The organism is Rhizobium sp. 2MFCol3.1, from assembly GCF_000377565.1.
Classification (GTDB): Bacteria; Pseudomonadota; Alphaproteobacteria; order Rhizobiales; family Rhizobiaceae; genus Rhizobium.
This window is the reverse complement of sequence record NZ_KB898364.1, coordinates 103274-124637: the sequence shown is the minus strand read 5'-3', so window position 1 is coordinate 124637 and position 21364 is coordinate 103274. Positions and strand designations below refer to the sequence as shown.

The window sequence follows — 21364 nt, the reverse complement described above, 5'->3', positions numbered from 1 at the left end:
AATTCCATTGTTGCGGCCGCGCCCGGCAAGGGCCTGCGGGACGCAACAGCAAACATAAACCGCGCATCGGCCGTCCGGCTGGTGCGACCGCGAAGGATTTTGCCATGCGCGCTCTGCAACTGATCGACGACCGCAAGCTCGAGATCACCGATCTGCCTGAACCCGATGCGCCCGGCGCCGGCGAAGTGACGCTGCGCGTCAAGGCGGTCGCGCTCAACCATATCGACGTTTGGGGCTGGCGCGGCATGGCGTTTGCCAAGCGCAAGATGCCGCTCGTCATCGGCGCGGAAGCATCCGGTGTCGTCGAGGCGATCGGGCCGGGCGTCTCCAACGTGCTTCCGGGCCAGCTGGTCGCCGTCTATGGCGCGCGCACCTGCGGTCTCTGCCGTCCGTGCCGCGAGGGTCGCGACAATCTTTGCGAACATGTCTCGGGCGTTCACGGTTTCCATCTTGACGGTTTCGCGCAGGAGAAGGTCAATCTTCCGGCTCGCTTGCTCGTTCCGGCACCTCCCGGCGTCGATGCCGTTGGCGCGGCCGTCGCACCGGTTACTTTCGGCACCGTCGAGCACATGCTGTTCGACAACGCCAAGCTTGAGCCGGGCGAAACGATCCTCGTGCATGCCGGCGGGTCCGGTATCGGCACGGCGGCGATCCAGCTTGCCAAGAAGATCGGCTGCACCGTCATCACCACCGTTGGTTCCGACGACAAGATCGAGAAGGCCAAGGCGCTCGGCGCCGATCACGTCATCAACTATCGCACGGACCGCTTCGAGGGCGTGGTGCGCAAGCTCACCAAGAAGAAGGGCGTCGACGTCGTCTTCGAACATGTGGGCAAGGATACCTGGGCGGGCTCGATGCTCTGCCTGAAGCGCGGCGGGCGTCTCGTTACCTGCGGCTCGACATCGGGCGTCTCCACCGACATGAACCTTATGATGTTGTTCCAGCAGCAGCTGAAGCTGCTCGGCTCCTTCGGTTGCCGCATGGAGAACATGGCCGACGCCATGCAGAAGATGGGCCGTGGCCTCGTGCATCCCGTCATCGATACCGAAGTCGGTTTCGACGACATCGACCGGGCGCTGGAGCGCATGGAATCGCGCCAGATCTTCGGCAAGATCATCCTGAAGATGGATTGATCCCTTGGAGCTGTTCATCACCCGGATCGTCCTGAAACTGGACCATTTTCGCCAGTGGCTGATCGCGCAGGTGATGTTCGGCTTCCTGAACTTCCTGAAGATCTTCCCGGCCGACGGGGCGATCAATTTCATCGACTGGCTGATGCGCAAGATCGGCCCGAAGATGAAGCGCCACAAGCTTATACTTGCCAATCTCCGCAACGCCTTTCCCGAAAAGAGCGAAGAGGAGATCAACCAGATCGCGCTTGGCAGCTGGGCCAATATGGGCCGGCTTGCGGCGGAGTACGTGTTTCTTGACCGGCTGTTCGATTTCGATCCTGAGAAGAGCGAGCCGGGCAGGGTAGAAGTGTCGGGGATCCCGATCTTCCTCGATCTCCTGGAAAACCCGCGTCCCTTCATCGTCTTTACCGGCCATACCGGCAATTTCGAGCTGCTGCCGGTGGCTGGTGCCGCCTTCGGCCTCTACGTCAGCGTCCTCTTCCGTCCGCCGAACAATCCCTACGTGGCGCAGAAGGTGTTCGACTTCCGCAGTGCCCGCATGGGCAAGCTGGTGCCGTCGCATGCCGGATCGTCGTTTGCGCTCGCGCGCCAGCTGGAAGCGGAGCAGGGGGTTGGCGTGCTCGTCGACCAGAAGTTCGGCCGTGGCCTGAAGACCGAATTCTTCGGCCTGCCGGTGAAGACCAATCCGTTGCTTGGAAAGCTGGTGCGTCAGTTCAACTGCGAGGTCTATCCGGCCCGCTGCATCCGCCTGCCCGGCAATCGCTACCGGCTGGAAATCGAGCCTAAGGTCGAGTTGCCGCGCGATGCGAACGGCAACCTCGATATGGTCGGTACGGCGCAGCTGTTGAACGACAAGGTCGAAAGCTGGGTGCGCGAGTATCCTGAGCAGTGGCTCTGGTATCACGACCGGTGGGAAATCAAGCGCCAAATCATGTAGTGGGACGTCCCACTACATCTTGTCATTGAAAAACAAGGTCTCTTCGTCATTGAACATGAAGTGGCGTCATGTTACCGATTTCTGACAGGAAGGATTATGAACGGTAAAGATGCCGTGGCGATCCTTGGTGTTAAAGCAATTCCCTCACGGAAATCGGCATGGGAGGTGTCGTGCTCGGGCTTTTTCAGGCGTTCTCGTTGCGGTGTTCGCAAATTGACGAGGCCATACGGCTCGGTGATGATGCGCGGGTGAGCAGCCTCGACGGCTCCATCGACGCGCTGATCGAGACGATTCTTGGCTACCGCGCTACCAATCTGTTCTACGCGCATATGCAGATGCAGTTTGTCGGCTGCCTGATCGATCAGTATGCCGAAGACAGCGAATCCGTGCGCGAGCATGTCAAGCTGCTTGCCTATATGATGGAGCAGTATCTCGGTTCGACCGTTCCGCGCTGGCAGATGCCGCCGCTTGAGCGCATGGACCGCGAACGGGTAACCGCGCCTGCTGCCTATGTGCCCAATACCGACAATGGCAATTTCCTGAATTCGGCCATCCTCGAAGCCCTGCCGGACCGCGTTGCGGTCCTGACCAAGGACTACCGCTACCTCTACGCCAATGCCGCGAGCTCCGCTTACGCCAAGCGCAAGCCATTCGAGATGGTCGGGCGGCATGTGAAGGATGTTCTCGGGGAAGCGCGGTTCGTGGACTGCGTCAAGGGCATGCTCGACGCATGTTTCTCGGGCGAATCATGCGACCAGACCTATGAACGGCGCGAGGAAAACGTCGTACAGAGAACACGGTATCGCATGTCGCCGCTGCGCGATTCGTCCGGCTACATCATCGGCGCACTTGTTGTCTCGCAGGATGCCGGATCTTCATCGTCGGCGGCTAACCTCGCCGCCTGATCAGGCCTTCGTCCACACCGCCAGTTCGTATCCATCGGGATCTGCGAAGTGAAAGCGGCTGCCGCCCGGGAATCCGAAGATCGGGCGAACGATCTTGCCGCCCGCGTCTTCGACGGATCGTAGCGCCGCCTCAAGGTCATCGGCGTAAAGAATGACGAGCGGGCCGCCGGGGCGGGGTGCCTCAAGATTGGTGAAGCCGCCTTTCAGACGTCCATCGTCGAATTCGCAGTAATTGGGGCCGTAATCGGTGAAGCGCCAGCCGAACGCCTTGCCGTAGAAGGCCTTGGAGCGCTCGATATCGGCGACGTTGAACTCGACATAGTCGATGCGAAGCTCGGTTTTCGTAGATGTCATCGGTGCTTCCTAGATTTCCATCAGCTTCTTCAGCGCTTCCAGATCGCGCGCGACATGCGCCGCGTCGGCCTCGAACTGCTCGTCGGTCATATCCGGTAGCCGCAGCAAAGTGAACATCACCTCGCAGCCGTCGCCGTTCGGGATGATCCTCAGCGCATTGTAGACCCGCAAGCCGTTTGCGATCGTGACGGTGTGGTCGAGAACGCCGAATTCGTTGTGTGGCGCGAAGCTGACGCGAACGGTGCCGAGGACGCCCTTGGCGATCCAGTCGTCGCCGCTTTTTTCGAGGCCGGATGCGAGGCCCGATGCCCAGAGCGGCATGTTTTCAGGCGCGCCGGCAAAAGCCCAGACGTCGCGCAAGTTCCGCTCGATGGACCGATGAATGATTCTTGCAGGCATGGTTGCCACGGGGTTCTCCTCCTTCATTTTCGCGGGCGGCTTAACGTCGCATATTTACGGTGCATCACTGCCGCTTGGGTGCCAACGGCACCAAAACCGCCCACATCAGGGCCTCGTTGGCAATATGGTTCACTTGGCGCCGGACGCAATACGCGACCGATCCGAGGCGAATCGAACTTGCCGTATGAGCCAGAGAGTGCCACAACACCCGTCCAATTTGACTAACCGGAGAGTTATCGTGGAAAAGGCAGAAATCGGGCTGATCGGCCTTGCGGTCATGGGTTCCAACCTCGCTCTGAACATCGCGGAAAAGGGCAACAAGATTGCGGTGTTCAACCGGACGCCCGACAAGACGGACGAGTTTTACGAGAGCGCCGGCGATCTGAAGAAGCAGATCATTCCGTGCAAGACGATCGAGGAATTCGTCGAGGCGATCCGCCCGCCGCGCCCGATCATCATCATGATCAAGGCCGGCGAGCCTGTCGATCAGCAGATGGAGCTGCTGCGTCCGCATCTCTCCAAGGGCGACATCATGATCGATGCCGGCAACGCCAATTTCCGCGACACGATCGCCCGCTTCGATCGCCTCAAGGACACCGACCTGACCTTTATCGGCATGGGTGTTTCCGGTGGTGAGGAAGGTGCGCGTCACGGCCCGTCGATCATGGTCGGCGGCACGGAAGACAGCTGGAAGCGCGTCGAGCCGGTGCTGACCTCGATCGCTGCCAAGTACAAGGGCGACCCTTGCGTTGCCTGGCTCGGCAATGACGGCGCCGGTCACTTCGTCAAGACGATCCACAACGGCATCGAATATGCCGACATGCAGATGATCGCCGAAATCTACGGCGTGCTGCGCGACGGTCTCGGCAAGAGCGCCAAGGACATCTCCGGCATCTTCGGCGACTGGAACAAGGGCCGCCTGAACTCCTACCTGATCGAGATCTCCGAGAAGGTTCTGGCCGCCACCGATCCGATCTCCGGCGGTGCGATGGTCGACATGATCCTCGACAAGGCTGGCCAGAAGGGCACCGGCAAATGGTCGGCGATCGAAGCGCAGAACATGGGCATCCCGGCAACGGCGATCGAAGCGGCCGTTGCCGCCCGCAGCCTGTCGTCGATGAAGACCGAGCGCGAAGCCGCCGAGAAGATCTTCGGCAAGCCGGAATACAACTTCCCGGTCGCTTACGGTCCCGAGCTGGTCAAGGATCTGGAACTGGCTCTGTTCGCCGCCAAGATCGGCGCTTACGCTCAGGGCTTCGCGGTGATGGCGGAAGCCTCGCGCGAGTTTAAGTGGTCGCTGCCGATGCCAACTATTGCCAAGATCTGGCGCGATGGCTGCATCATCCGCTCGCAGTTCCTCGACGAAATCACCTCGGCCTTCACCAAGGCGCCTGACGTCGCCAACCTGATCGTGACGCCTGCTTTCGCGGATATGGTCAAGGAATCGCTGCCGGCGCTTCGTCGCGTTGTCGGCGCTGCCCTGCAGGCCGGCCTGCCGGTTCCGGCGCTCACTTCGGCTCTCACCTACTTCGACGCCTACCGCCAGGGCCGCGGCACTGCCAACCTGATCCAGGCGCAGCGCGACTTCTTCGGCGCCCACGGCTTCGATCGCCTCGACGGCAAGGACTTCCACCACGGCCCATGGGGCAGCGGTGCGGCGACCTTCTAAGGTTCGCTTTCTGAAAATGACAACAGCCGGGCCATTTGCCCGGCTGTTTTGCGTTTAGGCCAGTTGAACTGGTTCAGAACTGGATTTCGGCGGCGGCGCGAACGATCGCCAGCGCGGACCCGGCATCGAAATCATCCAACGTCTCGTTATGGTGGGAGACGATCTCGGCGAAGGTCAATGAGCCCGAATCGGCGGTCGTGTGGCCGTCGGCGATAAGGGTGACGTTGTAGCCAAGCGAGACGGCGCGGCGCACCGTGGTGTCGACGCAGAACTGCGACATGCAGCCGCCGACGACGAGATGGGTCACGGAGCGCTCCGTCAGCCGCTCGGTCAAATCAGTCTCGAAGAAAGAGTCGGCGCTCTTCTTGTGAACGACGGTGTCGCCGCTGCCAGGCGCGAGTTCCTGCCTGATTTCCCAGCCTTGCGTGCCGATCGCGAGGCGATGGCCCGGATCGCCGTCGTGCTGTACGAGGACGACGGGGACGCCGCTATGCCATGCGCGTTCCCGGAGCGCCGCGAGGCGGGCGACGGTCTCATCAAGCGCGGCGTCGATTAATGGCTGCCGTTCGGGCGTGCCTTTGCCCGCAACGATGGCGTTCTGCACATCGATGATGAGGAGAGCCTTGGTCATGCGTTGTCTTTCCTTGTTGACTTCCCTCAGCTGCCCGGTCGTGTCCAGACCGGCTGGCTGACGCTCTGCAGCAGCTCCGGCTCGACGCCGTCGATGCGGGCGATGACGGCCTTGGCCATTTCGCGGCCGGCGTGGCGGACGTCTTCATAGGCGGTGATGATCTCCGGGCGGATCCAGTTGAGGATCGGCGCCGATTCCTTCGAGGCCATGTCGACATCGTGGCCGAGGCGCTTGCCGGCGGCTTCGATGCCGGCGTTGACGGCGATGGCGGCGCTGCCGGCGAGACAGACGATGCCGTCAGGTGCGTTGCTGGAGCGCATCATGGTCTCGACGGCGTTGCGGATATCGTCCAGCGGCGTGTCGATGGTGACGCGCAGCGGCACTTCCTCGGCGCCGTAGTCATGCAGGCCGGTCTGGAAGCCGATACGCGTGTGCGTGTAATAGGTTAGCTTGCTTGGAGGCTGGAGGAGGGCGATGCGCTTGCGACCGCGCGCGACCAGCTTCTCGACGGCCTGGTGGGCGAAGGCTTCATTGTCGAAGTCGTGGAACGGGTGCATCAGCCCGGCGTCGGTGCGTCCATGCGTGGCGAACGGCATGTTGCGCTCGCTGAGCAGGCGCACACGCGGATCATCTGGCTCGATGCGGGAGATGATGACGCCATCGGCCGAGCCTGTCTCCAGGATGTAGCGCACCGGCAGCATCGGGTCCTTGCTGTGCGAATGCGGCGTGACGACGATGTGGTAGGGCGTGCCGGTCAGGACCTCCGAGATGCCGAAGACCAGCTGGCTCGAGAAGCCCATGATCTCCTCATCTATGCTCAGAACGAGCGCAATGACGTTTGTCTTGCCGGTTCTGAGGCGCACGCCGGCGCGGTTCGGCTGATAGCCGAGCTGGCTTGCCACCATCCGCACGCGTTCCTTGGTCTCCGCGCCGATGTCGGGTGCATCCTTCAACGCGCGCGACACAGTGGTGATGCCGAGGCCGGTCATGAAGGCAATCGTCTTCAGTGTCGGTCTCTCCCGAGATGCCTCGGTCACCGTCGTCCCGAAATTCGCTTTGTTTTTCATCCCTCTAGGCCGTCCTACGCGATTTGGTTCGCTTATAGATGCTTTTCGCAGTGCTGTAAGCCTGAATACACAAATGCCGTTCCCTCCCACGGGCCTTAAAATCTGTAACGTTACAGTGAAATTGTCGAGCGATTTTTGCGATGGTTCTGTCGCGTATGCGCCCAATGGTTGAATCGGTGGTTTTTGCGCGAAATTTTTGCACCTGCGAACGATAATGAGAAATTACGTCATGATACCAGTCGAATAAAAGACATAAAAACAGATATATAGAAGCGATTTGCACTTGCACATGGGTGCGCCACGCCTTTGCACCGGCTTGCGGGAATGGCGTTGTTTCAGCAGGCAAAGGTAGCAAAGCATGGCCTGAAAGAAAATTTTAAGGGGTGGCTGTTGCGCGGCAATATCGATTGAACTAAGTTTTTCCGGCAACGTTTCAGTGAGGGAGGAGAACTCATGAATATTCGTTTGATGGCGGCAGCGCTGTGCGCATCCGTCGCCCTGCCGCTTGGTGCGGCACACGCCACCGATCTCGAAGTCACGCACTGGTGGACCTCGGGCGGCGAAGCCGCTGCGGTGGCCGAACTCGCCAAGGCATTCGACGCGACCGGCAATAAGTGGGTTGACGGTGCCATCGCCGGTTCCGGCGGCACGGCGCGTCCGATCATGGTCAGCCGCATCACCGGCGGCGATCCGATGGGCGCCACCCAGTTCAACCACGGCCGTCAGGCGGAAGAACTCGTTCAGGCTGGTCTGATGCGCGACCTGACCGATGTCGCGACCGCCGAGCACTGGAAGGACATCATCCGTCCGGCAAGCCTGCTCGACAGCTGCACGATCGACGGCAAGATCTATTGCGCCCCCGTCAACATCCACTCCTGGCAGTGGCTGTGGCTCTCGAACGCCGCCTTCAAGAAGGCCGGCGTTGACGTGCCGAAGAACTGGGATGAATTCGTCGCCGCCGCTCCGGCTCTCGAAAAGGTCGGTATCGTGCCGCTCGCCGTCGGCGGTCAGCCGTGGCAGGCAGCAGGCGCTTTCGACACGCTGATGGTGGCGATCGCCGGCAAGGACACGTTCAACAAGGTATTCAAGGACAAGGACGCCGACGTGGCTGCCGGTCCCGAGATCGCCAAGGTCTTCAAGGCTGCAGACGACGCCCGCAAGATGTCCAAGGGCAGCAACGTCCAGGATTGGAACCAGGCAACCAATCTGGTCATCACCGGCAAGGCCGGCGGCCAGATCATGGGTGACTGGGCGCAGGGCGAATTCGCTCTCGCCGGTCAGAAGGCCGGTACCGACTACACCTGCCTTCCGGGGCTGGGCGTGAACGAAATCATCTCCACCGGTGGTGATGCGTTCTACTTCCCGCTGCTCAAGGACGAAGCCAAGTCTAAGGCGCAGGATGTTCTCGCCAAGACGCTGCTCGATCCGAAGACCCAGGTCGCCTTCAACCTCAAGAAGGGCTCGCTGCCGGTTCGCGGTGATGTCGATCTCGAGGCTGCCAACGACTGCATGAAGAAGGGTCTCGAGATCCTGAAGAAGGGCAACATCGTCGAAGGCACCGACCAGTTGCTTTCGGCCGACAGCCAGAAGCAGAAGGAAGACCTCTTCTCGGAGTTCTTCGCCAATGCCTCGATGACGCCTGAGGCGGCGCAGAAGCGCTTTGCCGAAATCATCGGCTCCGCCGACTGATCGTCTGCTCGTACTGCCGCGATCCGGCTTTCCGCCCAGGAACGGGGAGCCGGATTTGCCCTAACCGCCGGTGGCGGCGGGCTCGTGGCAGTGCTTTCCCGATGATTTCCGGCTGCGGAGGATGCGGCCGGAACCATCCGGGGCAAGAGACGGGAGCGGTGTCCGGCATCGGCCGCTGCTCTCGGTCAAAAAAGCAAGTGCGTGTCAGGAGGAAACACAATGACGGGTCCAGCGAAAGCCGGCCGGCCAAATCAGTTGCTGCGCAATCTGAATTCCAAAATTGCATCCATCCCAATGATCCTTACCGCCCTGGTCATCTTTCTCGGCGGTACGGTCTGGACGGTGTTCTATTCCTTCACCAACTCGAAGCTCCTGCCAAGGATGAGCTTCGTTGGTTTCGACCAATACAAGCGGCTCTGGGCCGCGCCGCGATGGATCGTGTCCATCGAGAATCTCGCCCTTTACGGCATCTTTTCCCTGATCTTCAGCCTGGTGATCGGCTTTACGCTGGCCGCCCTGATGGATCAGAAGATCCGGTTCGAGAATGCGTTCCGGACGATCTTTCTCTATCCCTTCGCGCTGTCCTTCATCGTCACCGGCCTTGTCTGGCAGTGGGTGCTCAATCCCGAGTTCGGCGTGCAGTCGGTGGTGCGTTCGCTCGGCTGGACGAGCTTCACCTTCGATCCGCTCTATACGCCGAGCATTGTCATCTACGGCGTGCTGATCGCAGCACTCTGGCAGGGGACGGGCCTTGTGATGTGCCTGATGCTCGCCGGCCTGCGCGGGATCGACGAGGACATCTGGAAGGCCTCGCGCGTCGACGGCATTCCGATGTGGAAGACCTATCTCTTCATCGTCATCCCGATGATGCGTCCCGTCTTCATCACCACGCTCGTCATCATCGCCTCCGGCATCGTCAAGGTCTACGACCTCGTGGTGGCGCAGACGTCGGGCGGACCCGGCATCTCGTCGGAAGTGCCGGCCAAGTATGTCTACGACTACATGTTCCAGGCGCAGAACCTGGGGCAGGGCTTCGCCGCCTCGACCATGATGCTGATCACGGTCGCGATCATCATCATTCCATGGGCTTATCTGGAATTCGGGGGAGGGCGTAAACGTGCCTGATACCATCGCTCTCAAGACGGCAGACGTCGCACTGGCACCGGTCAAGTCCTTCGACGGACCGAACGGCAAGAAGCCGAAGCGGGTGCTTTCGCCGCGCAACATCATGCTCTACGGCACGCTGTTCGTCGCCGCCGCCTACTACCTGCTGCCGCTCTACGTGATGATCGTCACGTCGCTGAAGGGGATGCCCGAAATCCGCATGGGCAACATCTTCTCGCCGCCGATGGAAATCACCTTCGAGCCGTGGGTCAAAGCCTGGGCCACGGCCTGCACGGGCCTCAACTGCGACGGTCTCTCGCGCGGCTTCTGGAACTCGGTGAGGATCACCGTGCCATCCGTGATCGTCTCGATCGCGATTGCCTCGGTCAACGGCTATGCGCTCGCCAACTGGCGCTTCAAGGGATCGGAACTGTTCTTCTCGATCCTCGTCATCGGCGCGTTCATTCCCTACCAGGTGATGATCTATCCGATTGTTATCGTGCTGCGTGAAATGGGAATCTACGGCACGCTCACGGGCCTGATCATCGTGCATTCGATCTTCGGCATGCCGATCCTGACGCTGCTCTTCCGCAACTATTTCGCATCGCTGCCGCAGGAGCTGTTCAAGGCCGCCCGCGTCGATGGCGCCGGTTTCTGGCAGATCTTCCTGAAGATCATGGTGCCGATGTCGCTGCCGATCTTCGTCGTCGCCATGATCCTGCAGGTCACCGGCATCTGGAACGACTTCCTGTTCGGCGTCGTCTTCACCCGGCCGGAATACTATCCGATGACCGTGCAGCTCAACAACATCGTCAATTCCGTCCAGGGCGTGAAGGAATACAACGTCAACATGGCCGCAACCATCCTCACGGGTCTGGTGCCGCTCATCGTGTATTTCGTGTCGGGACGTCTGTTCGTCCGCGGTATCGCCGCCGGCGCAGTGAAAGGCTGATCCATGAATTCAAGCGTTTCCATCAAAGACCTTTCGCTGAACTTCGGCGCCGTCAGCGTGCTCAAGGATCTCAACCTCGAGATCAATGACGGCGAGTTCCTGGTGCTGCTCGGCTCGTCCGGCTGCGGCAAGTCGACCCTGCTCAACTGCATTGCCGGCCTGCTCGACATCAGCGAGGGACAGATCCACATCAAGGGCCGGAACGTCACCTGGGAAGAGCCCAAGGACCGCGGCATCGGCATGGTGTTCCAGTCCTACGCGCTCTATCCGCAGATGACGGTGGAGAAGAACCTCTCCTTCGGCCTGCAGGTCGCCAAGATCCCGCAATCCGATATCGACAAGCGCGTGGCCCGCGCGTCCGAAATCCTGCAGATCCAGCCGCTCCTGAAGCGCAAGCCGGCCGAGCTTTCCGGCGGCCAGCGCCAACGCGTGGCGATCGGTCGTGCATTGGTGCGCGATGTCGACGTGTTCCTGTTCGACGAGCCGCTCTCCAACCTCGACGCCAAGCTGCGTTCGGAGCTGCGCGTCGAGATCAAGCGGCTGCACCAGTCGCTGAAGAACACGATGATCTACGTGACGCACGACCAGATCGAGGCCCTGACGCTCGCCGACCGCATCGCGATCATGAAGAACGGCGAGATTCAGCAGCTTGCCGATCCGACGACGATCTACAACAAGCCGCGCAGCCTGTTCGTTGCCGGCTTCATCGGGTCGCCGTCGATGAACTTCCTTCGCGGCGAGATCGCCAAGCGGGGCGACGCCACCGTGTTCACCGCGAACGGTGTCGATTTCAATGTCGATGCCTATGAGGCGAGCGGGCCGCTGCAGGCGGGCCGGAAGGTGACGCTCGGCGTGCGGCCGGAGCATATCAAGGTCAACGAGAACCTCGGCGCCGAGGTTCACGACGCGACCGTCGATATCGAGGAGCCGATGGGCGCCGACAACCTGCTCTGGCTGAAGCATGCCGGACATACGATGTCGGTGCGCATCAACGGCGCCCGCCGCTTCAGCCCGGGCTCACAGGTCAAGCTCGGCTTCGATATGTCGCTGGCGTCGATCTTCGACGCCGAGACGGAACTGCGCCTTTAGACGACTACGCTGCGGGCGGGGCCGTCCCAAGCGGTTCCGCCCGTTCTTCCTATACTACATTCGGCCGCAGCCCGGTGACGGGTTTTCCCAAGAGCGACCTGATCGGACAGTGCTATGACATCCTTGCCCACCAACGGGTTCAACCTCGACCTCTCAGGCTCGTGGAAGCTCACCTCCACGGATGGTGAAATCACCGCGCCGATCACGCTTCCTGGCGACGTGCATTCGGCGCTTCATGCCGCCAAGCTCATCCCCGATCCCTATTTCGGCCGCAACGAAGAGGTCGTGCAGTGGGTGGCGCATCGCGACTGGTCGATCGAGCGCAGCTTCACGGTGTCGGAGCCCGATGGCGACTGGTATCTCGATATCGATTATCTCGATACAGTGGCCGCCGTCTTCATCAATGGCTCGCCGACGCTCGTGGCCGACAACAGCTTCCGCCGCTATCGGCCGGATGTCAGCAGCCACCTGAAATCCGGCGAGAATGTCATCCGCATCGTGCTGCATTCGAGCATCGCGGCGGGTGCCGACCGGCAGGGCAAGCAGCCCTTCTACATTCCCTATTCGACCGGCAATTCGCCGATCCCCAACGGCAACATGCTGCGCAAGCCGCAGTGCCATTTCGGCTGGGACTGGAACATCGCGATCGCGCCGCTCGGTCTTTACGGCACGATCGCGCTGCGCCGTCTCGACACCGCGCGCATCGAGCATGTGACGACGCAGCAGGTGCACAATCTCGACGGTTCCGTCGATCTCAAGGTCACGGCGACGCTGTTCTCTAAGAACCCAGGCATCGTGCCGGTGCATTTCTCGCTTGATGGCGAGCGGGTGCGGCTCGATGTCGGCGTCGGCGCCGGCGAGACTGTCGTCAATCATGTGTTCGAGATCGCCAAGCCGCGGCTCTGGTGGCCGGCGGGAAGCGGCGAGCAGGCGCTTTATGCGCTGACCGTCGATCTGCCTGCGGATGCTGTCACCAAGCAGATCGGTCTTCGCACCGTCGAGCTCATCACCACGCCTGATGCTGCCGGCGCCCGTTTCGCGCTGAAGGTAAACGGCCGCGAGATCTTCTGCCGTGGCGCCAACTGGATCCCGGCCGACGCGCTGTTTTCGCTGTCGTCGCCGGAGAAGACCGAGGACCTGCTGCAATCGGCCAAGTCGGCCAACATGAACATGATCCGCGTCTGGGGCGGCGGGTTCTACGAGCATGACCATTTTTACGATCTCTGCGACCGTCTCGGTCTCATGGTCTGGCAGGACTTCATGTTCGCCTGCAATCTCTATCCCTCGACCGAGGACTTCCTCGACAATGTCGCGCTCGAGGTCGATTACCAGGTTCGCCGCCTGAACTCGCATCCGTCGATCGCGCTCTGGTGCGGCGACAACGAGCTGGTGGGCGCGCTCACATGGTTCGAGGAATCGCGCAAGGACCGCGACCGCTATCTGGTCTCCTACGACCGCCTCAACCGGGTGATCGAGCAGGCGATGAAGAAGGCGGCGCCGGATGCGATCTGGTGGCCGTCGAGCCCGGCTTCCGGCTATCTCGACTTCGGCGATGCCTGGCATGCCGATGGCTCCGGCGATATGCACTACTGGTCGGTCTGGCACGAGAACAAGTCGTTCGACAATTACCGTTCCGTTCGCCCGCGCTTTTGCTCGGAATTCGGCTTCCAGTCCTACACCTCGCTGCCCGTCATCAAGACCTATGCCGAGGCCAAGGACATGAACGTCGCATCTCCGGTCATGGAGCTGCACCAGAAGAATGCCGGCGGCAACGAGCGCATCGCCGGCACGATGTTCCGCTACTTCCGCTTCCCGAAGGATTTCCCGAACTTCGTCTATCTCAGCCAGATCCAGCAGGGGCTCGCGATCAAGACGGCGGTGGAATACTGGCGGTCGCTGAAGCCGCATTGCATGGGCACGATCTACTGGCAGCTCAACGACACATGGCCGGTGGCCTCGTGGTCGAGCCTTGATTACGGCGGTCGCTGGAAGGCGATGCACTATCTGGTCAAGCGCTTCTTCCAGCCGGTCGCTGTCGCCGCCATCCCATCAGACGACGGCAAGCAGATCCGCTTCTCGCTGGTCAACGATACGCTCGATGACGTCAGCGTCGACCTGTCGATCTCGGTGATCGACATGAAGGGCGAGCGCAAGCACCTCAAGGATGTGCAGGCGGTCTGCACGCCCGACGCGGCGGTGACGGCTGCCAGCATCGACGTTACCGAGATCCCCTCGGGCACGCTGCTTGCCTGGCGCTTCACGGCGTCGAACGGCATGGGCGGCGAGGGGCACTATGTGCACGGCACCTACAAGGCGCTAGAACTCGAGCCCGCCGGCCTGATGGTCACGCACGAATATGTCGAGGAGGACGGCTCCGTCTGCCTCAACGTCACCGCGAAGGGACTTGCGCTCTTCGTGATGATCGAAACCGAGACCGACGGCAAATACTCCGACAATGCCTTCGATCTGGCGGCGGGCGAGACGCGCCGCATCACCTTTACCCCGGCCACGCCGCTTGCTGATGGCGCCTTGCCGGACTTCCGTTTCTACGACCTGCAGTCCTGTCAGTCCGTGGATTGATCCTGATTAAATGAATGGGCACGAGGCCCGAGGAGGATATTATGACGAAACTGAGTTTCCAGCTTTATAGCGCCCGCAACTTCCAGCCCTATTCGGCGATCTTCGAAAAGCTCGGCAAGGCCGGCTATCAGGAAGTCGAAGGCTTCGGCGGCATTTATGCCGATCTCGACGATGCCGGTCTGAAGGGCCTGCGTGCCGAACTCGACAAGAACGGCCTCACCATGGCGAGCGGCCACTTCAGCCCCGATTTCCTCGATGGTGAAGTCAAGAAGTCGCTGAACATTGCCAAGATCCTCGGCATGGATTCCATCTATGCGCCGCATCTGGCTGCCGATGAGCGCCCGACCGACGGCGCCGGTTGGCTGGCCTTCGGCAAGCGCCTGCAGGAAATGAGCAAGCCCTACAAGGACGCGGGCTACGAGTTCGGCTGGCACAACCACGACTTCGAATTCGTGAAGCTCGCCGACGGCTCGCTGCCGATCGAGCGCATCTTCGAAGGCGCGCCCGACATTTCCTGGGAAGCGGATATAGCCTGGGTCGTTCGTGGCGGTGCCGATCCCTTCGCATGGATCGAGAAGCTCGGTTCCCGCATCACTTCGGCGCACGTCAAGGACATCGCGCCAGCTGGCGAGAACAAGAATGAAGACGGCTGGGCCGATGTCGGCCACGGCACGCTTGATTGGTCGAAGCTCGTTGCGGCGCTGAAGGGCACCAAGACCAAGCACTACGTCGTCGAGCATGACAATCCCGCCGATATCGATCGCCTGATCACCCGCTCGATCGCATCCTTCAAGACCTACTGAGGACCATCATGACCAAGGAACTTGGCGTCGGCATCATCGGATGCGGCAACATCTCCACCACCTATTTTTCGCTGGCCCCGCTGTTCAAGGGCCTCAAGGTCGTCGCTTGCGCCGACCTCAACATGCAGGCCGCCGAAGCCCGTGCCGCCGAATATGGCGTCAAGGCGCAGACGATCGAGGACCTGCTCACCAATGAGGAGGTCGACGTCGTCGTCAACCTGACGATCCCGGACGCGCACTTCCCCGTGTCGAAGGCGATCCTGCTCTCCGGCAAGCACGTCTATTCGGAAAAGCCGCTGGTTCTCACCCTCGAGCAGGGTGAGGAACTGCGCCGCATCGCCAAGGAAAAGAACCTCTCCGTCGGTTGCGCGCCCGACACCTTCCTCGGCGGTGCGCATCAGCTTGCCCGCAAGTATATCGACGAGGGCGGCATCGGCCGTGTCACCTCGGGCGCATGCTATGTCATGAGCCCGGGCATGGAGATGTGGCATCCGAACCCGGACTTCTTCTTCCTGCCCGGCGGCGGCCCGATCCTCGATCTCGGCCCCTACTACATCGCCAACCTGATCAACCTGATCGGTCCGGTGAAGCGTGTGGGAGCGATGACCTCGATGGCGTCGCCGACCCGCACGATCACCAGCGAGCCCCGCAACGGTGAGACGATCCCGGTGAAGACGCCGACGACGATCCAGGCGATCCTGGAATTCGTAAGCGGCGCGACCGTGACGCTGACCGCAAGCTGGGACGTCTGGTCCCACCGCCATGCCAACATGGAGCTCTACGGCACCGACGGTTCGCTCTACGTGCCGGATCCGAACTTCTTCGGCGGCGTGGTCGAGGCAAGCGGCAAGGACAAGGACATCAAGCCGCTCGACGGCTGGGAGCACCCCTTCGGCATCTCCAACCAGGAGAGCCCGCAGGGACCGCGCGCCAACTATCGTACGGCCGGTCTCGCCGACATGGCGATGGCGATCATCGAGGGCCGCGATGCGCGTTGCTCGCTCGATCGCACGCTGCACGGCGTCGACGTCATGACCTCGATCCTGAAGTCGGGCGAGGAAGGCCGCTTCATCGAATTGACGACGACCTGCACGCAGCCGGCCGCACTCGGCATCGAAGAGGCCCAAGCGCTTCTGAAGTGATTGGCGCTTCTGAAGTGATTGGCACTCTTGAAGTACGTGCCTAAAGGTCTATGGTCCGGCGCGGGCGAGGAGCCCGCGCCGTTTCTACATGAGGGATGAGGATTATGAGCTGGCAACCGGCTTCCGACCGCTATTCGAAGATGAAGTACAACCGCACGGGCCGTTCCGGCCTGAAGCTGCCGGCCGTTTCGCTCGGCCTCTGGCACAATTTCGGCGGCGACACGCCGCATGACCGCAAGATCGACATGTGCCGCACGGCATTCGATCTCGGCATCACCCATTTCGACCTCGCCAACAATTACGGCCCGCCTCCGGGCAGCGCCGAGACCGCCTTCGGCGAGATCATGCGCACCGAATTTTCTGGCCTGCGCGATGAGCTGATCATCTCGTCCAAGGCCGGCTACGACATGTGGCCGGGCCCTTACGGCGAGTGGGGCAGCCGCAAGTATCTGATCGCCTCCTGCGACCAGAGCCTGAAGCGCATGGGTCTCGACTATGTCGACATCTTCTATTCGCACCGCTTCGACCCCGATACGCCGCTGGAAGAAACCTGCAGCGCGCTCGACCATATCGTGCGCTCCGGCCGCGCGCTCTATGTCGGCATTTCGTCCTACAACGCGCAGCGTACCCGCGAAGCGGCCGCCATCCTCAAGGATCTCGGCACGCCATGCCTCATCCACCAGCCGAGCTATTCGATGCTCAACCGCTGGGTCGAGGACGACAAGCTGCTCGACGCGCTTGATGAGGTGGGCATGGGCTCAATCGTGTTCTCGCCGCTGGCGCAGGGCATGCTGACGACGAAGTATCTCGGCGGCATCCCTCAGGACAGCCGCGCGGCGCAGAACCACTTCCTGAAGAAGGACTTCATCCGCCCTCAGATCATCGATAACATCCGCAAGCTCAACGAGATCGCGGAACGTCGTGGCCAGACGCTGGCGCAGATGGCGATCGCCTGGGTGCTGCGCGGCGACCGCGTGACTTCCGCGCTGATCGGCGCCAGCCGCTCGTCGCAGATCGTCGACTGCGTCAAGGCGCTCGACAATCTGCAGTTCACGGCCGAGGAGCTCAAGGAGATCGATGGTTACGCCCGCGAGGCGGACATCAATCTCTGGGCGAAGTCAGCGGAGCGGGAGTAGGGTTTTGGGTGGCGCTCGCTTCCTGCTGGCGCCGCCCTCTATTTTTCCCTCATTCCTGTGCTCGTCACAGGAATCCAGCAACCGCGCGTCCGCACGGTGAGAAATGTCTTTTCAGCCCAAGGACTTGGGCTGACTGGATCCCTGTGACATCGCCCGGGCGAAGCCTGGGCACAGGGATGAGGGCGGTGCGCTATCGCCCAAAATCGCCATTCGGAGGAGGTGGCCCTGATGATCCGCAATCCAATCCTGCCGGGTTTCAATCCGGACCCGTCGATCTGCCGTGTCGGCGAGGATTACTATATCGCGACCTCGACCTTCGAATGGTATCCTGGTGTGCAGATTCACCATTCGCGCGATCTGGTGAACTGGACGCTGGTACGGCGGCCTCTGGAGCGGGCGTCGCAGCTCGACATGCGCGGCAATCCCGATAGCTGCGGCGTCTGGGCGCCCTGTCTCTCCTATGCCGACGGGCTGTTCTGGCTTGTCTATACCGACGTCAAGCGCATCGACGGCAACTTCAAGGATGCGCATAATTACATCGTGACCTCGCCTGATATCGAGGGCGAGTGGTCGGAGCCCATCTATGTGAACTCGTCCGGCTTCGACCCGTCGCTTTTTCATGATGAGGATGGCCGCAAGTGGTTTCTCAACATGCAGTGGAACCACCGCACCGAGAGCTTTGGCGGCGCGCCGAAGTCTCCGGCCTTCGACGGTATCCTGCTGCAGGAATGGGACGCTGAAACGAAATCGCTGAAGGGGCCGATCCGGAACATCTTCGCCGGCAGTTCGCTCGGGCTGGTCGAGGGGCCGCATCTCTTCAAGCGCAACGGCTATTATTATCTGACGACGGCCGAGGGTGGCACGGGTTACGACCATGCGGTAACGATGGCGCGGTCGCGCGACATCGCCGGTCCCTACGAGATGCATCCGAACAAGCACCTCATCACCTCGAAGGACCACCCGGAGGCCATCCTGCAGCGGGCAGGGCATGGGCAGTATGTCGAGACCCCGGACGGCCAGGTCTATCACACGCACCTCTGCGGCCGGCCGATGCCGCCGAAGCGGCGTTGCACGCTCGGCCGAGAAACCAGCCTGCAGAAATGCGTCTGGAAGGACGATGGCTGGCTCTATCTTGAGAATGGCACCACGGTGCCCGACGTCACCGTGCCGGGACTTGGCGGTGCTGTGCAGGCCGAGAAGCCGATGCGCAGCGAATACAGCTTCGATGGTGCTACGCTTCCAGCGGACTTCCAGTGGCTGCGGACGCCGAAGCCGGAGCGGATCTTCAACCTCACGGAGCGGCCTGGTCACCTGAGGCTGATTGCCCGTGAGAGCATCGGTTCATGGTTCGAGCAGGCGCTGGTGGCGCGGCGGCAGGAGCATCACAGCTTCCGGGCCGAGACGGTCGTCGAATTCGATCCCGACACCTACCAGCAGGTGGCCGGGCTGACACATTATTACAACCGGCACAAGTTCCACGCGGTCGCCGTGACGCTGCACGAAAAGCTTGGACGCTGCGTGACGATCCTCTCCTGCGACGGCGATTATCCGAACGGCCGGCTGAGCTTTCCCGCCGGCAGTGGCGAGGCGCTTCCCTCCAGCGGCCGTGTCCAGCTTTCCATGGAAATCCGCGATAACGACCTACAGTTTTTCTGGCAGGCAGAGGGCATGGGCGCGTGGCGGGCGATCGGTCCGGTGCTCGACGCCGGCGTGGTTTCAGACGAAGGCGGGCGCGGTGAGCATGGCTCGTTTACCGGCGCATTCGCCGGCGTCTTTGCCTTCGATACGTCGGGCCGCGCGAAGACGGCCGATTTCGACTGGTTCAATTACGACGAGCTGTAAAGGGGAGCGACATCGCCTTGTCGCAAGGTGATGTCGAATCTGCTAATTTAATATATGCTTTTAAACATGTGTTTTCATTACTCAAATTTAATCAAACTTTCAGATTCGGTTCATCATTTCGGGGCTAGGTATGGGGCGTGTTCAACACGAGGAAACCCCGATGAAAAAGATGTTTGCCGTTCTTCTCTCCGCTTCCTTCCTGGCCGCGCCACTGGTTGCCGCAACCGGAGCTAGCGCCCAGGAACATCATCGCCGCCCCGTTCACGTGGAGCGTGAAGTGCATGTCACAAAGTACAAGTGGAGCCGCGGCCATCGCATGAGCCCTGCCGAGCGCCGCAACATGCGCGAAGTGCGCGATTATCGCCGCTACCGCCTGGCGCCTCCGCCGCGCGGCTATCGCTGGGTGCAGGTCAACAACGACTACCTGATGATCAACATTGCCAGCAATGTGATCTCCAACATCATCACCGGCCGCTGATCGCTCGACGTGAGTTATGTTGAAAGGGCGGCTTTAGCCGCCCTTTTTCATGTCTGCCTTTCGGGCGTATTGCGCGCCAGCCGCGCTGCCAGCCGGCCGAGAACGCCGGCACCCGGCTTGCGCTCTTCTGCCTCGGGTGGCGCTGCCAGCCCCTCGATCGGCGGCAGCGGGTCGCATTCCTCGCAGACGCATTGATATCTCCTGATCGCTTGGGCCTTCATGCGGCCTGATCTCCCCAGCGGGCGAACGGGTCGGGCATGTTACGCCATTTGTCCGGGGTGAAGTCCTCGGCGCTGACAAGACATGCGTCGAGACGCTCGCGGATCCAGGCTTCGTCCATCGGGTCGGCGCCGATGAATACGATCTCCTGGCGGCGGTCGCCCCAGACGGGGTGCAGGTAGGGTCCGATCGCGGTCATGAAGCGCGGATCGTCCGGCCAACGCTCCCTCGGCACTGCCGACCACCATGTGCCCATGCGGCTGGTGCGCAGGATGGCGCCGGCCTGGCTGACCTCGCCGACATGATGCGGCCGGGTGGCCAGCCAGAAGAAGCCCTTGGCGCGCACCACGCCCGGCCAGGCGGTATCGAAGAAGCGCTGCAGTTTCGTCGGATCGAAAGGACGCTTCTCGCGATAAACGAAGGAGCGGATGCCGTATTCCTCGGTTTCCGGCACATGGTCGTTGAAGCCATGCATCTCCTTGTACCAGAGCGGATGGGTCTCGGCCTTGTCGATGTCGAACAGGCCGGTGCCGAGCACCTCCTGCGGCCGGACCTTGCCGAAATCGGCTTCGATCAGCCGGGCGTCCGGGTTCAGGCCGACGACGATCTGGCGGGCGGCCTGCAGTTGCTCGGCGGTCGCGGTGCCGACCTTGTTGAGGATGACGACGTCGGCGAACTCGATCTGCTCGACCAGCAAGTCAATCACAGTGCGGTCGTCGCCGTCGCCCGCCGTCTCGCCGCGATCGCCGAGGAAATCGGTGGAGGCGTAGTCGGCGAGCAGGCCGGCGGCGTCGACGACGGTGACCATGGTGTCGAGCTCGGCGACATCGGACAGGCTCATGCCGTCCTCATCGCGGAACTCGAAGGTGGTGGCGACGGGCAGGGGCTCGGCGATACCTGTGGATTCGATCAGCAAGTAGTCGAAGCGGTTCTGCTCGGCGAGCTGGCGGACTTCCTTCAGGAGGTCGTCGCGCAGCGTGCAGCAGATGCAGCCATTGGTCATCTCGACCAAAGCCTCATCCGTGCGCGACAGGTTGGCGCCGCCATCGCGCACCAGTGCGGCGTCGATGTTGACCTCGCTCATGTCGTTGACGATCACGGCGACGCGCAGGCCATCGCGGTTTGCCAGTATGTGGTTGAGAAGCGTCGTCTTGCCGGCGCCGAGGAAGCCGGAGAGGACGGTGACCGGCAGTTTCCTGTTCATTTTGATCTCCAGTTAATGTTATTATATTACA

Annotated in this window: 20 protein-coding genes; 14 read left to right on the top strand and 6 right to left on the bottom strand. The window is 61.6% G+C overall.

Annotated features, from left to right (window positions below):
* The first annotated feature begins 104 nt into the window (after positions 1 to 104).
* The 3 genes from D460_RS0121430 (at position 105) to D460_RS0121420 (ending at position 2975) form a co-directional block, all read left to right on the top strand.
* The gene (locus tag D460_RS0121430; RefSeq protein ID WP_018900646.1) at positions 105 to 1133 is read left to right on the top strand and encodes a zinc-binding dehydrogenase; all 1029 of its coding nucleotides are present in this window, start codon (positions 105 to 107) and stop codon (positions 1131 to 1133) included.
* Positions 1134 to 1137: 4 nt separating this feature from the next.
* On the top strand, positions 1138 to 2070 hold the full coding sequence (locus tag D460_RS0121425; RefSeq protein WP_018900645.1) for a lipid A biosynthesis lauroyl acyltransferase: 933 nt from the start codon (positions 1138 to 1140) through the stop codon (positions 2068 to 2070).
* 170 nt (positions 2071 to 2240) lie between these two features.
* Positions 2241 to 2975, top strand: a complete 735-nt coding sequence (locus D460_RS0121420) for a PAS domain-containing protein (protein ID WP_037111805.1) — start codon at positions 2241 to 2243, stop codon at positions 2973 to 2975.
* Here the strand turns inward: D460_RS0121420 and D460_RS0121415 are convergent, their stop codons facing one another.
* Both D460_RS0121415 and D460_RS0121410 read right to left on the bottom strand, forming a co-directional pair.
* The gene (locus D460_RS0121415) at positions 2976 to 3329 is read right to left on the bottom strand and encodes a VOC family protein (RefSeq protein ID WP_018900643.1); all 354 of its coding nucleotides are present in this window, start codon (positions 3327 to 3329) and stop codon (positions 2976 to 2978) included.
* A gap of 9 nt (positions 3330 to 3338) precedes the next feature.
* Positions 3339 to 3737 (bottom strand): SRPBCC family protein, encoded by a 399-nt coding sequence (locus tag D460_RS0121410; protein WP_018900642.1) that lies wholly within the window; start codon positions 3735 to 3737, stop codon positions 3339 to 3341.
* Positions 3738 to 3966: 229 nt separating this feature from the next.
* On the opposite strand from D460_RS0121410, the gene gndA reads away from it, so the two are divergent.
* On the top strand, positions 3967 to 5397 hold the full coding sequence (gndA, locus tag D460_RS0121405; protein WP_018900641.1) for an NADP-dependent phosphogluconate dehydrogenase: 1431 nt from the start codon (positions 3967 to 3969) through the stop codon (positions 5395 to 5397).
* Positions 5398 to 5470: 73 nt separating this feature from the next.
* Here gndA and D460_RS0121400 read toward each other — a convergent pair whose 3' ends face one another.
* Together D460_RS0121400 and D460_RS0121395 are read right to left on the bottom strand one after the other, a co-directional pair.
* Positions 5471 to 6028, bottom strand: coding sequence for a cysteine hydrolase family protein (locus D460_RS0121400; protein ID WP_018900640.1), 558 nt, complete (start codon positions 6026 to 6028; stop codon positions 5471 to 5473).
* Positions 6029 to 6054: 26 nt separating this feature from the next.
* Entirely contained in the window at positions 6055 to 7095 is a 1041-nt protein-coding gene (locus D460_RS0121395) for a LacI family transcriptional regulator (RefSeq protein WP_018900639.1), read from the bottom strand.
* A 453-nt stretch (positions 7096 to 7548) separates the two neighbouring features.
* On the opposite strand from D460_RS0121395, the gene D460_RS0121390 reads away from it, so the two are divergent.
* From D460_RS0121390 to D460_RS0121345, 10 genes are all read left to right on the top strand, one after another.
* Positions 7549 to 8784, top strand: coding sequence for an ABC transporter substrate-binding protein (locus tag D460_RS0121390; protein WP_018900638.1), 1236 nt, complete (start codon positions 7549 to 7551; stop codon positions 8782 to 8784).
* A gap of 219 nt (positions 8785 to 9003) precedes the next feature.
* Complete coding sequence (locus D460_RS0121385; protein ID WP_018900637.1) at positions 9004 to 9909, top strand: sugar ABC transporter permease; 906 nt, start codon at positions 9004 to 9006, stop codon at positions 9907 to 9909.
* 4 nt (positions 9910 to 9913) lie between these two features.
* Positions 9914 to 10840, top strand: a complete 927-nt coding sequence (locus tag D460_RS0121380; RefSeq protein WP_026283375.1) for a carbohydrate ABC transporter permease — start codon at positions 9914 to 9916, stop codon at positions 10838 to 10840.
* A 3-nt stretch (positions 10841 to 10843) separates the two neighbouring features.
* Entirely contained in the window at positions 10844 to 11929 is a 1086-nt protein-coding gene (locus tag D460_RS0121375; protein ID WP_018900635.1) for an ABC transporter ATP-binding protein, read from the top strand.
* Between the two features lie 114 nt (positions 11930 to 12043).
* Positions 12044 to 14509: a glycoside hydrolase family 2 protein gene (locus D460_RS0121370; RefSeq protein WP_018900634.1), complete on the top strand. Its 2466-nt coding sequence runs from the start codon at positions 12044 to 12046 to the stop codon at positions 14507 to 14509.
* A gap of 41 nt (positions 14510 to 14550) precedes the next feature.
* A complete protein-coding gene (locus D460_RS0121365) occupies positions 14551 to 15312 on the top strand; it encodes a sugar phosphate isomerase/epimerase (protein ID WP_018900633.1) in 762 nt (253 codons plus the stop codon).
* A gap of 8 nt (positions 15313 to 15320) precedes the next feature.
* Complete coding sequence (locus D460_RS0121360; protein WP_018900632.1) at positions 15321 to 16454, top strand: Gfo/Idh/MocA family oxidoreductase; 1134 nt, start codon at positions 15321 to 15323, stop codon at positions 16452 to 16454.
* Positions 16455 to 16558: 104 nt separating this feature from the next.
* On the top strand, positions 16559 to 17590 hold the full coding sequence (mgrA, locus tag D460_RS0121355) for an L-glyceraldehyde 3-phosphate reductase (protein ID WP_018900631.1): 1032 nt from the start codon (positions 16559 to 16561) through the stop codon (positions 17588 to 17590).
* A gap of 228 nt (positions 17591 to 17818) precedes the next feature.
* Positions 17819 to 19432: a glycoside hydrolase family 43 protein gene (locus D460_RS0121350; protein ID WP_018900630.1), complete on the top strand. Its 1614-nt coding sequence runs from the start codon at positions 17819 to 17821 to the stop codon at positions 19430 to 19432.
* Positions 19433 to 19592: 160 nt separating this feature from the next.
* A complete protein-coding gene (locus D460_RS0121345) occupies positions 19593 to 19910 on the top strand; it encodes an RcnB family protein (RefSeq protein ID WP_018900629.1) in 318 nt (105 codons plus the stop codon).
* 47 nt (positions 19911 to 19957) lie between these two features.
* Here D460_RS0121345 and D460_RS36455 read toward each other — a convergent pair whose 3' ends face one another.
* The gene (locus D460_RS36455) at positions 19958 to 20131 is read right to left on the bottom strand and encodes a hypothetical protein (protein WP_018900628.1); all 174 of its coding nucleotides are present in this window, start codon (positions 20129 to 20131) and stop codon (positions 19958 to 19960) included.
* Complete coding sequence (locus tag D460_RS0121335) at positions 20128 to 21333, bottom strand: GTP-binding protein (RefSeq protein WP_018900627.1); 1206 nt, start codon at positions 21331 to 21333, stop codon at positions 20128 to 20130. The genes D460_RS36455 and D460_RS0121335 overlap by 4 nt, the downstream gene beginning before the upstream one ends.
* Positions 21334 to 21364 lie beyond the last annotated feature (31 nt).

Bases quoted from the DNA above. Each gene is read 5' to 3' on its own strand.
- D460_RS0121430 (WP_018900646.1), top strand. From the start codon at position 105: ATGCGCGCTCTGCAACTGATCGACGACCGCAAGCTCGAGATCACCGAT.
- D460_RS0121415 (WP_018900643.1), bottom strand. From the start codon at position 3,329: ATGACATCTACGAAAACCGAGCTTCGCATCGACTATGTCGAGTTCAAC.
- D460_RS0121400 (WP_018900640.1), bottom strand. From the start codon at position 6,028: ATGACCAAGGCTCTCCTCATCATCGATGTGCAGAACGCCATCGTTGCG.
- D460_RS0121395 (WP_018900639.1), bottom strand. From the start codon at position 7,095: ATGAAAAACAAAGCGAATTTCGGGACGACGGTGACCGAGGCATCTCGG.
- D460_RS0121390 (WP_018900638.1), top strand. From the start codon at position 7,549: ATGAATATTCGTTTGATGGCGGCAGCGCTGTGCGCATCCGTCGCCCTG.
- D460_RS0121385 (WP_018900637.1), top strand. From the start codon at position 9,004: ATGACGGGTCCAGCGAAAGCCGGCCGGCCAAATCAGTTGCTGCGCAAT.
- D460_RS0121375 (WP_018900635.1), top strand. From the start codon at position 10,844: ATGAATTCAAGCGTTTCCATCAAAGACCTTTCGCTGAACTTCGGCGCC.
- D460_RS0121370 (WP_018900634.1), top strand. From the start codon at position 12,044: ATGACATCCTTGCCCACCAACGGGTTCAACCTCGACCTCTCAGGCTCG.
- D460_RS0121365 (WP_018900633.1), top strand. From the start codon at position 14,551: ATGACGAAACTGAGTTTCCAGCTTTATAGCGCCCGCAACTTCCAGCCC.
- D460_RS0121360 (WP_018900632.1), top strand. From the start codon at position 15,321: ATGACCAAGGAACTTGGCGTCGGCATCATCGGATGCGGCAACATCTCC.
- mgrA (WP_018900631.1), top strand. From the start codon at position 16,559: ATGAGCTGGCAACCGGCTTCCGACCGCTATTCGAAGATGAAGTACAAC.
- D460_RS0121350 (WP_018900630.1), top strand. From the start codon at position 17,819: ATGATCCGCAATCCAATCCTGCCGGGTTTCAATCCGGACCCGTCGATC.
- D460_RS0121345 (WP_018900629.1), top strand. From the start codon at position 19,593: ATGAAAAAGATGTTTGCCGTTCTTCTCTCCGCTTCCTTCCTGGCCGCG.
- D460_RS36455 (WP_018900628.1), bottom strand. From the start codon at position 20,131: ATGAAGGCCCAAGCGATCAGGAGATATCAATGCGTCTGCGAGGAATGC.
- D460_RS0121335 (WP_018900627.1), bottom strand. From the start codon at position 21,333: ATGAACAGGAAACTGCCGGTCACCGTCCTCTCCGGCTTCCTCGGCGCC.